Source organism: Actinoplanes sp. NPDC026623 (assembly GCF_040638275.1).
Lineage (GTDB): Bacteria > Actinomycetota > Actinomycetes > Mycobacteriales > Micromonosporaceae > Actinoplanes.
Window position 1 is genome coordinate 16,019 of the sequence record NZ_JBEZXZ010000043.1, and the last position, 12,000, is coordinate 28,018.

A 12,000-nucleotide genomic window follows, 5' to 3' on the forward strand; every position below is an offset into this window, starting at 1 on the left:
AGCGACCCCACGGCGAACAGTACGGAGATCAGCCGTCAGTCGTTCACTACGGTGGGTGGTGCTGCCCGGAAAAGCGTGGCGCTGTGGTTGCATGGCCGAAGGCACACAACACAGGAGGAAACATGGAGAAGCCCGACGTGGGCCCCATCGAGGGTGCGCCGCCGGCCGAGCTGGTCGTGGAGGACATCGCCGTCGGTGACGGCGACGAGGCGAAGCCCGGCCACCGGGTGAACGTCCACTACGTGGGGGTCGCGTTCTCCTCGGGTAAGGAGTTCGACGCCTCGTACAACCGCGGCGAGCCGTTCGACTTCCTGCTCGGCGACGGCCAGGTCATCAGCGGATGGGACCAGGGCGTGGCCGGCATGCGCGTCGGCGGCCGCCGCAAGCTGACCATCCCCCCGCACCTCGGCTACGGCTCCCGCGGCGCCGCCGGCGCGATCAAGCCGAACGAGACCCTCATCTTTGTGGTGGATCTGCTCGGCGTGCAGTAAGCCAGGGCCGGCAGGCCGGGCGGGCCGGGACGGGCGTCGCCCGTCCCGGCCCGTTGCCGTTCGTGGTGCCGGCGTCGGGCCGCGCGCCCGGCGGCGGGTCGAACGGCTCGCCGATCGGGGTCACCGGGCGGCCTTCAGGTCGGCACAACCCGTCTCGTCCGGCAGCAGCGGCCGCAGGCGCACCGAGTAGGCGTCGCCGCCGGAGATCCACGGCGTGGCGGAGTTGGCGTCCTTCGCCGCGGCCAGCACCGCGTCGGCCTGCTTGCCGGTGGCGGTGACGCAGCTGAGGCCGGTGGTCGGGCTCAGCGACTCGCCGGGCAGCGCCGGTCCGGGCCACTCGGCCGTCTGCGGCCGCTCGGGCAGGCCGTCGCCGGGTTCCACGTACGGCCGCACGATCGCGGCCAGGGTCTCCGGGCGGTACTCCTGCGGCGTGCCGCCCGTCGGCTCGGTCGTCATCTTGTTGAGCTGCTCGGTGAAGGCCAGGAGCTTCTCGCGGGCCTGCTTCTGCGCCGCGGTGAGCTCCGGGTCGTCGGCCCGCGCCTCGTTGAGGGCCTCCGCGCCGACCTTCTGCTCTCCGGAGGCGGTCCACACGGTGATCTCGGTGGTCGGCGCGTCCGCGACGCCGGGGTGGCCGAAGTCGGCGCCGTCCTCGACCCCCGCGGCGACGGCCTTGTCGATCAGGGCGCCGAGCGCGTCCGGCGAGATGGTCAGCACCTGGACGTTGGGCAGCGCCGGGCCGGGATAGACGGCCGGGACCGGACCGTTGAAGATCACCCGGCCGTCCGCGTAGACGCTGGTCTCGGGCATCCGGCCGGCGAGCGCGTCCGGGCCGACGAAGCCGCCGCTGTGTGCCACCCGCAACATCAGCGTGTCCCCGTCGCCCGGCACGCCGCTCGATCCGGTGGCCGACGGCGGCGCCTCGGCGCCGGCGCCGGCCTGGGCACACCCGCTGAGCAGCAACAAGGTCACGGCACCGGCGGCCGTCCACAGGCCGCGAAGTCTGGTCATAGGCGTCAGACGTACCCCGGGACACCCCGGTTCCTACCGGTTCGGCGAAAAAATCATCGCGGCAGGCGGTGACCGGCCCCAGGGGGCGGGGCCGGTCACCTTTATCGGGGCGGAGTGGATGCTGTGGCGGGCGCGGCTACTTGACCGAGCCCAGCGACAGGCCCTGCACGAGCTTGTCCTGCGCCGCGAAGCCGGCCACGAGAACGGGCAGCGAGACCACGAAGGCGGCCGCGCACAACTGGGCCAGGAACAGGCCCTGGCTGGTGACGAAGCTGGTCAGGAACACCGGGGACGTCTCCGCGACGGTGGCGGTGAGCACCCGGGCGAAGAGCAACTCGTTCCAGCTGAAGATGAAGCAGATCAGCGCGGTCGCGGCGATGCCCGGCAGGACCACCGGGGCGACGACCGAGCGCAGCGTCCGGGTCAGGTCCGCGCCGTCCATGGACGCGGCCTCGAGCATCTCCACCGGCACCTCTGACAAAAACGAGCGCATCATCCAGACGGCGATCGGCAGGTTCATCGAGGTGTAGAAGACGATCAGCAGCCAGATGTTGTCCAGCAGGCCGCTGTACTGCGCGAACAGGTACAGCGGCAGCAGGCCGGCCACGACCGGCAGCATCTTGGTGGAGAGGAAGAAGAACAGCACGTCGGTCCACTTGCGCACCGGCTTGATGGACAACGCGTACGCGGCCGGGAACGAGAGCAGCAGCACCAGGGCCGTCGAGACGATGCTGGCGGTGAGCGAGTTGAGCAGCGGCGGCCAGGGGCTGGCGGCCCCCGAGAAGAACTCGCGGTAGCCCTCCAGGGTGATCGGTGCGAGCACGGCGGGCGGGTTGGTCGCGGCGTCCGCCTCGCTGTGGAACGAGGTCAGCACCATCCAGAGCACCGGCAGCACGAACAGGATGCCGATCACCCAGGCCAGCAGCGAGAGCCAGGGCCCGCCGCGGTCCTTGCGCTTCGGCGCGGCGGCGGCCGGGCCGGTCCGGGTCAGCGTGCTCATCGGCCCGAGTCCTCCCTGAACAGCGACGAGACGGTCCGCAGCGCGAACGTCGCGATGATGATCGTGGCGATCACCACGACCACCGCGGCGGCCGAGGCCCGGCCGTAGTCGTGTGCCTGGTAGAAGATCTGATAGATCGTGTACGGCAGGTTCGCCGTACCGAGGCCGCCGGAGGTGATGGTGAAGACGGCGTCGAAGTTCTGCACGATGTAGATCGAGCCGAGCAGCGCGCCGAGTTCGATGTACTGGCGCAGGTGCGGCAGCGTCATGCTGCGGAAGATCTGCCAGCCGGTGGCGCCGTCGATGCGGGCCGCCTCGACGACGTCGAGCGGGCGGCTCTGCAGCCCGGCCAGCAGGATCAGCATCATGAACGGCGTCCACTGCCAGACCAGCGCGAAGATGACCGACCACAGTGGCATGTTGCTGATCCAGTCCGGCTGCGGCGGATTGTCCGACCCGAACAGGTTCCAGAGCCAGGTCAGCGCGCCGTTGAAGAGGCCGTACTCGGGGTTGTAGAGCGCGTGCTTCCAGAGCAGCGCCGCCGCGACCGGCACGACCAGGAACGGCGCGATCATCATCGTGCGGACCGCGCCGCGGCCCCGGAACTTGCGGTCCAGCAGCAGCGCGATGGCGAGCCCCAGTACCAGGCTGATCAGCACGACGCCCACGGTGAGCAGGATCGTCGTCATGACCGCGTCGCGCATGTTGACGTCGGTGAAGACCCGCTTGAAGTTGTCGATCCCGGCGAAGCCCCGCTCGTCGGGGTAGTAGGCGTTCCAGTCCATGAACGAGATGACCAGGGTCACCACGAACGGCAGCTGGGTCACGATGATCATGAAGACGAGCGCCGGCATCAGCGGGGCCCGGCGGGCCCAGTTCGCCGCGCGGCGGGTCGCGGCGGGCGAGCGCGAAGGGGCGCTGCCGACCTGTCCCCCGCCGGTCTTCTCGGCCACGGATGTCATGTCAGCTACGCCTCCCTGTCGGTCCGCACGGCACGCGTTCGGCCGTGACGCCTCAGCCGTTCTCGCGGGATCGATATCGTTCGGCGACGTCGTCGGCCAGGGACTGGCCGCGTTCGAGGGCCTCGTCGACGGTCATCTGCCCGGCGATGGCCGAGCTGACGTACTGCGAGACCTGGGTGCCGAGGTCGGTGAACTCGGGGATGCCGACGAACTGGATGCCGATGGCCGGGCGCGGCTGCACGCCGGGGTTGCGCGGGTCGGCGGTGGAGATGGCCTGCTCGGTCGGCTCGGCGAACGCCGACGCCTCCTTGAGGTAGTCGGGGTTGTCGTAGGTGGAGGCCCGCTTGCCGGCCGGCACCCGGGACCAGCCGAGCTGGGCGCCGACGAGTTCCTCGTACTTCTTGCCGGACGCCCAGGAGATGAACTTCCAGGCGTTGTCCTTCTTCTGGCTGGCCTGCTGGATGCTCCAGGACCAGGCGTAGAGCCAGCCCGAGCTCGCGGTCTTCTCGACCGGCGCGGCGACGTAACCGATCTTGCCCTTGACCGGCGAGTCCGGCGCCTCGAGCGAACCGGCGGCGCTGGTGGCGTCGTACCACATCGCGACGTTGCCCTGGATGAGGTTGTTGAGGCACTCGGTGAAGCCGGCCTGCGGCGCGCCGGTCTCGCCGTGCGCGCGGACCAGGTCGACGTAGAACTGGGTGGCCTGCCGGAACTCGGGCGCGTCGACCAGGGCGTTCCAGTGCTGGTCGAACCACGTGCCGCCGAAGGTGTTCACCACCGTGGTGAGCGGGGCGAAGATCTGGCCCCAGCCGGGCTGGCCGCGCAGGCAGATCCCGGCCATGCCGGGCTGCTTGTCGTCGATCTGCGCGGCGATGGCGGCGACCTGCTGCCAGGTCGGCTTCGCGGGCATCTGGACGCCCTGCGCGTCGAGGACGTCCTTGCGGTACATCAGGAACGAGGACTCGCCGTAGAACGGCTCGCCGTAGAGCTTGCCGTCGTCGGCGGTGAGCGACTTCGTCATCGGCGGCAGGATGTCCGCCTGCGCGAACGCGGTGTCGGCGGCGACGTAGGAGTCCAGCGGGGCGATCCACTCGCTCCGCGCGTAGATCGGGATCTCGAAGTTGCTGAGCGAGGCGACGTCGTACTGGCCGGCCTGGCTGGAGAACTCCTGGCTGATCTTGTCGCGGACGTCGTTCTCCGGCAGGACGGTGAAGTTGACCCGGATGCCGGTCTCGGCGGTGAAGTTGTCTGCCGTCAGCCGCTGCAGGTCGATCATCTGCGGGTTGTTGACCATCAGCACGTCGATGTTGTTCACGTCGTCGGACCCGCCGCCGCCACCGCCCCAGCCCGCGCATCCGGCCAGCGCCATCACCAGCAGCAGCGCCGCGGCGGCGCTGACGCGTGCTCGAGACATTGGGCCTCCCCGGCGAGGCGGAACGAAACACGACATCTGTGACGCCGGTTACACAACCGACCCCAGTAGATGCCTGTGATTGACACAATGTCAACTACACGTCACACGATGTTAGATATGTGAGTATCGAAATCAGCCGACACGTCCTCAGGCGACCCGCGCGGACCGGCCCCGGACCGAGACGACGTCGCCGGGATGCAGCTGCCGGCCGCGCCGGGTGTCGACCTCGCCGTTGACCGTCACGTCACCGATCGTGATCAGCACCTTCGCCTCGCCCCCGGTGTCTATGAGGTCGGCGAGCTTCAGGAACTGTCCGAGTCTGATCATGTCGCTGTCGATCGGCACGTCACGCATGCCGACCATCATGCCGAACTCGGGAAAAGAAAGTTGCGAGCGGTTGAACCATTCCGGCGCGAGAGCCGAACTACCCCTCGTGAGGCATCTCGAGAAGCACCGCCGGGCGGGCGTACTGGCCGCCGCCGTCGCCGCGGGTGTGCTGTGTGCGGCGTCCCCCGCCGCCGCCGACGTGACGGTCAGCCCGCCGAGCGCCCCGCAGGGCGGCGGCGCCGACGTGACGTTCCGGGTGACCAACACCGCCAAGAGCGCGATCACCAGGTTCACGGTGCGGCTCCCCGCGGACCTGCCGGTCGCCGAGGTCTATCCGCTCTCGGTGGACGACTGGGCGCCGCAGATCGTCAACAGGTCCCTCGACCAACCGATGCTCGGCCTGCACGGCAACAGCCAGGTCGACGAGACCGCCTCGGAGATCACCTGGATCGCGATGCCCGGCAAGGCGCTCGCGCCGGGCCGATCGGCGGAACTGACGGTCGCCATGGGCCCGATGCCGGCGTCCCCGCTGATGAGCTTCACGGTCAAGGCGACCTACGCGGACCCGGCCAAGGGCGCGGCCATGCCGCCGGCGGTCCTCACGCTCACCCCCGCCGCGGCGGGCCAGGAGGCGGCCGGACACGGCCACTCCGGCACCGACCCGGCGGCCTTGGACCCCGCCACCCTGCAGGCCATGCTCGACGCCGATGACGGCCCGGGCTTCTGGACCATCGCCGGCTGGGTCGTGGCCGCACTCGCCGCGGCCGCCGGCGTGATCGCGGTGCTGCGTTCCCGCCGCCCGCGCCGAGAACCGGCCGGCGAGCCGGCCGAGGCGAAGGACGAGGACGCCAAGGAGCTGGTCGGCGCGGCGAAGGCGCCGCGGGTGACCTCCTGGAGCTACCAGGACGGTCCCTCCGAGTGACAGACGTCCCGCGCAGGTGGGCGCGGGTGTGTCGTGCTGATGCGCGTGGGGCGCGGAACACGACCGGCGGGTGGGGTCAAGGGCAAGACCCACGACCTGCATAGAGCGGGGCGGGAAGGTTCGGCTTCCCGCCCCGCTCAGCCTTTTCCGTCAGCTATACCGAGACCGTGCGAGGGGTCTTGAGCGCGTCGATGATTTCGGCCAGGACCCGGGGCGAGTCCTCGTGCGGGACCTGGCAGGTGCCGGCCGCCAGGTGACCGCCGCCCCCGTAGCGGAGCATCACCTCGCCGATGTCGACCGGGGACGAGCGGTCGAGAATCGACTTGCCGCAGGCGAAGACCGTGTTGAGCTTCTGCCGGCCCCAGATGATGTGCACCGACACCCGGGCCTCGGGGTAGAGCGCGTACACCATGAAGCGGTTGCCCGCGTGGATCGTGTCCTCCTCGCGGAGGTCGACCACGACCACGTCGCCGTCGACGTGGCTCACCCGGCGCAGCTGCTCCACGAACATCGCCGAGCAGTCGTGGTACAGCTCCGCACGCTCCTTGACGTCGCGCAGTTCGAGGATCTCCTCCACGCCCTGCAACTGCAGGCAGGCGTCGATGAGCAGCATCATGAGCTGGTAGTTGGAGATCCGGAACTCGCGGAAGCGGCCGAGGCCGGTGCGGCTGTCCATCAGGAAGTTGAGCAGCGTCCAGCCCTGCGGGTTGAGGATGTCGTCGAGGGAGTAGTCGGCGGAGTCGGCCTGGTCGACGGCGCGCATGAGCTCGTCGGAGATCTCCGGGAAGCGCTCGTGCCCGCCGTAGTAGTCGTAGATGACCCGCGCCGCCGAGGGCGCGTCGGGATCGATGACGTGGTTGGACCGGTCGCCCTGATTACGCAGAGTCTCGGAGTGATGGTGGTCGAACACCATGTGGGCGCCCGGCGCGAACGGCAGGTTGGTCAGGATGTCACGCTCTGTGATGGCGGTCACGCCGTCCTGCACGTCCTTCGGGTGCACGAAGGTGATGTCGTCGATCATGTCGAGCACGCGCAGCAACACGGCGCAGACGAGACCGTCGAAGTCGCTGCGGGTCACGAGCCGGTACTTCACGAGCAATCTCCCTCTGCCGATTGGCACCTTACTCCCCAGTTTGCCACTTTTGCGGCTATGGCCCTGGCCGCATCGGCGTACGGGTTTGATCCGGCGTCCCTCGCGCTGCGTAAAGTTCACACGGAAGCTCACGTACGCGGCTCGGAGGAAGACCTGACGATGGACACCGTTCCCCAGCTCGCACAGGACCGCAACGCCCCGCCCGCCACCCTGGTGATCTTCGGTGCGTCCGGCGACCTCACCCGCCGCAAGCTGCTGCCTGCCGTGGAGAGCCTCGCCCGGCACAACCGGCTGCCCGGCGAGTTCGCCCTCGTCGGCGTCGCCCGCACGCCGATGGAGGACCAGCAGTTCGCCGAGAGCGCCCTCGGCAGCCGAAGCCTCGCGGACAAGCCCCAGCTGCAGGGCGGCATTCGGTACGTGTCGGGCGGCTACGACAACCCGGACACCTACAAGCGTCTGTCCGAGGTGCTCGACGAGCTGGACACCACCCGTGGCACGTCCGGCAACCGGATCTTCTACCTCTCCACCCCGGCCGAGGCCTTCGAGCCGGTCATCAAGGGTCTCGCCGGCGCCGGGCTGAACCACGCCCGGGAGGGCTCCTTCGCCCGGCTCGTGATCGAGAAGCCCTACGGCAACGACCTGCGGACCGCGAACGAGCTGGACGGCATCGTGCACGCCGCCTTCGACGAGCCGCAGGTCTTCCGCATCGACCACTACCTGGGCAAGGACACCGTCCAGAACGTGCTCGCGCTGCGCTTCGCCAACGCGATCTTCCAGCCCATCTGGAACCGCTCCTGGGTCGACCACGTGCAGATCACCGTCGCCGAGACGCTCGGCGTCGGCACCCGCGGCGGCTTCTACGAGCACGCCGGCGCGATGCGCGACATCGTGCAGAACCACGTGCTGCAGGTCCTCGCGCTGGCCCTGATGGAGCCGCCGGCGTCGTTCGACGCGGAGGGGCTGCGCAACGAGAAGGTCAAGCTGCTGCAGGCGATCCGGCTGCCCACCAACCGCGACATCGCCGACCTGGCGGTCCGCGGCCAGTACACCCGCGGCGGCACCCGCGAGGACCTGATGGCCGGCTACCGCGACGAGGCGGGCGTCGACCCGCTGTCGCGCACGGAGACGTACGCGGCCATGCGGCTCAACGTGGACAACTGGCGCTGGGCCGGCGTGCCGTTCTATGTGCGTACCGGAAAGCGGCTGCCCGCCCGGGTCACCGAGGTCGCGCTGCAGTTCCAGCGGCCCCCGCACCTGCCGATCCCGACCAACCAGCTCACCGAGCTGGACGCGGACGCGCTGATCCTGCGGATCCAGCCCAACGAGGGCATCTCGCTGCGCTTCGGCGCCAAGGTCCCGGGTCACTCGTTCCGGGTGCGCACCGCGAGCATGGACTTCTCGTACGAGCAGACGTTCCGCGAGGAGTCGCCGGAGGCGTACGAGCGGCTGCTGCTCGACGCGTTGCTCGGCGACCCCACGCTGTTCATCCGCACCGACGAGGTCGAGCAGTGCTGGCGGATCGTCGACCCGATCATCGAGCACTGGAAGAACGACAATTCGCCGATCCCCACCTACGAGGCCGCCTCCTGGGGTCCGACCGACGCCGACCGGCTCATCGGCCGCAGCGGCCGCAAGTGGCGCAACACCGTCTGAGCGGCTACTTCGCCGATCGGGCCTTCACCACGTCGAGGGCCCGGTCGGCGTGCTCGTTCATGTTCCGCTCGCTGTGCACGACCTCCAGCACCGTACGGTCGGTGTCGATCACGAACGTCATCCGCCGGATGCTCAGCGGGCCGAGCGGCAGCTTGCGCTTCACCCCGTAGGCCTCGGCGACCTTGCTCTCCGCGTCGGAGAGCAGCGGATAGTCGAATCCGTGCAGGTCGGAGAACTTCTTCTGCTTGTCGACGCCGTCCCGGCTGATCCCGATCCGCTGCGCGCCGGCCTCCGCGTACTCCGCGGCGAGGTTCCGGAAGTTGCAGGCCTCGGCGGTGCAGCCGCTGGTCATGGCGGCGGGATAGAAGAAGAGGACCACCGGGCCGTCGGCGAGCAGCGTGCTCAGCCGCCGCGAAGTGCCGTCCTGGTCGGATAGTTCGAAGTCGGGGGCGATGTCACCCTTGTCTATGCTCATTTGATCAAGGTACCGCGACCGGATTCTGCCGGCGACCGAGTCCTCGCCTAGGGTGGAGACACCCACCGGCATCGTCCCCCCGACCCCAACCGGCCGACCCCTGCCCGCCCCCGAGGAAAGTGACGCCGCCATGCAGGTCTCGGTCGCGCATCACCCACCCAACACTGCCGTCCTGACGCTGCGCGGCTCCCTCGACATCGACACCGCGCCATCGCTCAAGGCCAACCTCAGCCGGCTCGTCGAGCGTCCGGCACCCCGCATCGTTGTCGACCTCTCCGGCCTCGACTTCTGCGACTCGATGGGCGTCGGCGTCCTGGTCGCGGCGCACGGCCGGGCCATGGAACGCGGCGGCTGGGTCCGGCTCGCGGCGCCGTCGGGATTCCTGCGCCGCCTGCTGGTCACCCTCGGGCTGACCGACTACCTGTCGCTGCACGCCGACGTCACCACCGCGCTCAGGGAATGAGCGGGGGCGCCCCGGAACCTCCGGGACGCCCCCTCGCCCTGCCGAAACGTCAGCTGGTGACGCCGAACACGATCCGGCCCAGCGTGTCCTCCGTGCCGATGAAGCCCTCGGCCGGGCTGAACTGGCTGTCGCCGAAGTCGACATCGACGTCGTCCGCGGTGCCGCCGACGCCGTCCGGTCCGACGCCGAAGAGCACGTCGAAGTTGGCGCCGCCCGAGTCCATCAGGTTGGGCGTGGCGTCGGCGTTGTCGGTGTGGAAGTTGCCGAAGAAGTGGCCCGCCTCGTGGGCGGTCACGTTGCCGACCGCCTGGCCGACGAAGGCGACCCGGTCGCTCGCGTCGGTCAGGTAGGTGTTCAGCGAGGCCGGGCCGCCGGCCGCGTCACTGAGCACGTCCTGCAGCACCAGGGCGGTCTCCTCGGTCTCGAAGTTGCCCGGGTCGATGCTCTGCGCGATGCCGATCGTGTCGACCCCGGACTCGTCGATCGTGCCGCCGACCACGATGCGGCTGACGTTCTTCTGGCCCCACGGGTCCGCGTCGTCCTTGCTGTTGAGGATCTTCAGCTTGAACCGGTTGTTGAGACCGCTGTCGATCAGATCCCGCTTGATGTTCTCGGTGACGCTCGCGACGACCGCGTCGATCACCTCGTCCTCCTGCACCCGGGGGATGCCCCAGTGCGCGAGGAAGGCGGAGAACGGGCTGAGCTGCACGTTGCCCGTGCCGCCGAAGACACCCGTGTTGACCCGGGCGCCGTCGAAGTCCAGGAACAGCGTCTGCGTGGGCTTGGCACCCTGCAGGACCGGGCGGTACGCCTCGACGGTGATGTCGTAGGAGCCGCTGCCCCGGGCGACGCCGATGTAGTGCCAGCCGGCCTTGGTCGCCACGTAGTCGGTGGCCGCGTTGCCGCCACCCGGCAGCAGCGAGTCCATCGGGTAGATGAAGCTGGCGTCCTGATCGGAGCCGTGCACCTCACGCGGCACGGTGTCGTAGACCGTGAGGTACGCCGCGGAGCCCTTCACCGAGGCGCCGAGCACGTCGCCGGCCTTGAGCTTGACCGCGAAGAAGTCGGTGTCGTCGGAGGCCGCCGAGATGGTGACCGTGTAAGGGCCCTCGCTCGCGCCGCCGTCACCGCTGGCCGGGTCGAACGGGTCGGCCGGCAGGCCGCTGTAGGCGGCGACGATCGCGTAGAAGGTGCCGGTGGCCGGAACCTTGTACTGCAGCAGGCTGTCGAAGCCGCCGCCCGAGTCGTCGTTGGAGGCGACGATCGTGCCGTCCGGCTTATACAGCGCGACCAGCGTGTCCAGGGCGCCGGTCGGGGTGGCGGTCTGCACCTTGACGACCTGGCCGGCGGTCGCCTGCAGCTTGTAGAAGTCGAAGTCGTTGGTGGCACCGGCGGCCGAGCCGTGCGGGCCGTCGCCGATCACGGCGTTGGTGACGATCCCGGCCCGGACCGTGCCGATGCCGGTGTCGCCGGCGAGCGTGATGGACCCGTCGTCCTCCGGGTTGGGCGCCCGGGTGACCGGGGTGACCACCTCGGGGTCGAGCGAGCCCAGGACGCGGATCGCGGGGTTCTGCGCCGACCCGGTGCCGAAGCCCTTGATCAGCTGGGCGGACGCGGGGTCGTCGTTGGAGCCGCGGGTGCCGTCCGGCTCGTCCTCGTCGACGACCACCGCGGCCGCGGCGGCCTTCGCCGCGGCGGCGGGCGTGCCGGCCAGGGCCTTCAGGCGGGCGGCGGCCTTCGCCGACGCCTGCTTCTTCAGGTACGTCGCCCAGCCGCTGTAGTCGGCCTTGGACGCGTCGGGCAGCAGGGACAGGAACGGGTTCGGCCCGGACGGCTTGGCGCCCGGTGCCGCCTTGGCCGCCACCGGCAGCCCGGCGTCGATGGACGCCTGGTCGGCGGGGCTCAGCCCCGGATCGGTCTGGAGTGGAGCGGCCGGCGCGGCGCCCGCGGTGAGCGCAACGAGTCCGAGCACGACTGCTCCGACGGTCGCGATGCTTCGTCGCATCAGTGATCCCCCTTCAGCGCGTCCGGGCCCCCCGCCGCGGACGGCAATTGGGACGCTACTGAAGGTGTCGATCAATATCTAGGGCTGTCGATGAGCTGTCACAGGTGTTAGCGACGTGCGCATACGCCGATATCACCGGGCATGCCGCGATCGGCAGCCGGACACATCGGTCCACAAAGGTGGGTAA

At 69.7% G+C, this 12,000-nt stretch carries 12 protein-coding genes; 4 read left to right on the plus strand and 8 right to left on the minus strand.

All coding sequences use genetic code 11. The features are described 5' to 3' along the window. Nucleotides 1–122: 122 nt before the first annotated feature. Entirely contained in the window at nt 123–491 is a 369-nt protein-coding gene (locus AB0F10_RS15745; RefSeq protein WP_360624328.1) for an FKBP-type peptidyl-prolyl cis-trans isomerase, read from the plus strand. Between the two features lie 120 nt (nt 492–611). Here AB0F10_RS15745 and AB0F10_RS15750 read toward each other — a convergent pair whose 3' ends face one another. The 5 genes from AB0F10_RS15750 to AB0F10_RS15770 form a co-directional block, all read right to left on the minus strand. Further along, on the minus strand, nt 612–1,499 hold the full coding sequence (locus AB0F10_RS15750) for a hypothetical protein (RefSeq protein ID WP_360624331.1): 888 nt from the start codon (nt 1,497–1,499) through the stop codon (nt 612–614). A 136-nt stretch (nt 1,500–1,635) separates the two neighbouring features. Continuing rightward, on the minus strand, nt 1,636–2,499 hold the full coding sequence (locus tag AB0F10_RS15755) for a carbohydrate ABC transporter permease (protein WP_360624333.1): 864 nt from the start codon (nt 2,497–2,499) through the stop codon (nt 1,636–1,638). After that, nucleotides 2,496–3,461 carry a sugar ABC transporter permease gene (locus AB0F10_RS15760; RefSeq protein ID WP_360624336.1) on the minus strand — a complete coding sequence of 322 codons (966 nt, stop codon included), beginning with the start codon at nt 3,459–3,461 and terminating at the stop codon, nt 2,496–2,498. The genes AB0F10_RS15755 and AB0F10_RS15760 overlap by 4 nt, the downstream gene beginning before the upstream one ends. Before the next feature lie 52 nt (nt 3,462–3,513). Next, nucleotides 3,514–4,875, minus strand: a complete 1,362-nt coding sequence (locus AB0F10_RS15765) for a sugar ABC transporter substrate-binding protein (protein ID WP_360624339.1) — start codon at nt 4,873–4,875, stop codon at nt 3,514–3,516. 147 nt (nt 4,876–5,022) lie between these two features. Continuing rightward, on the minus strand, nt 5,023–5,229 hold the full coding sequence (locus AB0F10_RS15770) for an RNA-binding S4 domain-containing protein (protein WP_184993586.1): 207 nt from the start codon (nt 5,227–5,229) through the stop codon (nt 5,023–5,025). 79 nt (nt 5,230–5,308) lie between these two features. Here AB0F10_RS15770 and AB0F10_RS15775 point away from each other — a divergent pair, with 79 nt between their 5' ends. Further along, complete coding sequence (locus AB0F10_RS15775; RefSeq protein WP_360624343.1) at nt 5,309–6,124, plus strand: DUF1775 domain-containing protein; 816 nt, start codon at nt 5,309–5,311, stop codon at nt 6,122–6,124. Nucleotides 6,125–6,278: 154 nt separating this feature from the next. On the opposite strand, the gene AB0F10_RS15780 is transcribed toward AB0F10_RS15775, so the two are convergent. After that, the gene (locus AB0F10_RS15780; protein WP_360624346.1) at nt 6,279–7,217 is read right to left on the minus strand and encodes an exopolyphosphatase; all 939 of its coding nucleotides are present in this window, start codon (nt 7,215–7,217) and stop codon (nt 6,279–6,281) included. A gap of 159 nt (nt 7,218–7,376) precedes the next feature. Between AB0F10_RS15780 and zwf the strand changes: the two genes are divergently transcribed. Then, nucleotides 7,377–8,870, plus strand: a complete 1,494-nt coding sequence (gene zwf, locus AB0F10_RS15785; RefSeq protein ID WP_360624349.1) for a glucose-6-phosphate dehydrogenase — start codon at nt 7,377–7,379, stop codon at nt 8,868–8,870. Between the two features lie 4 nt (nt 8,871–8,874). Here the strand turns inward: zwf and AB0F10_RS15790 are convergent, their stop codons facing one another. Beyond that, complete coding sequence (locus AB0F10_RS15790) at nt 8,875–9,345, minus strand: peroxiredoxin (protein ID WP_360624352.1); 471 nt, start codon at nt 9,343–9,345, stop codon at nt 8,875–8,877. 130 nt (nt 9,346–9,475) lie between these two features. On the opposite strand from AB0F10_RS15790, the gene AB0F10_RS15795 reads away from it, so the two are divergent. Continuing rightward, nucleotides 9,476–9,808 (plus strand): STAS domain-containing protein, encoded by a 333-nt coding sequence (locus AB0F10_RS15795; protein WP_360624355.1) that lies wholly within the window; start codon nt 9,476–9,478, stop codon nt 9,806–9,808. A gap of 49 nt (nt 9,809–9,857) precedes the next feature. On the opposite strand, the gene AB0F10_RS15800 is transcribed toward AB0F10_RS15795, so the two are convergent. Further along, nucleotides 9,858–11,813 carry a PPC domain-containing protein gene (locus AB0F10_RS15800; protein ID WP_360624358.1) on the minus strand — a complete coding sequence of 652 codons (1,956 nt, stop codon included), beginning with the start codon at nt 11,811–11,813 and terminating at the stop codon, nt 9,858–9,860. Between the last annotated feature and the right edge of the window lie 187 nt (nt 11,814–12,000).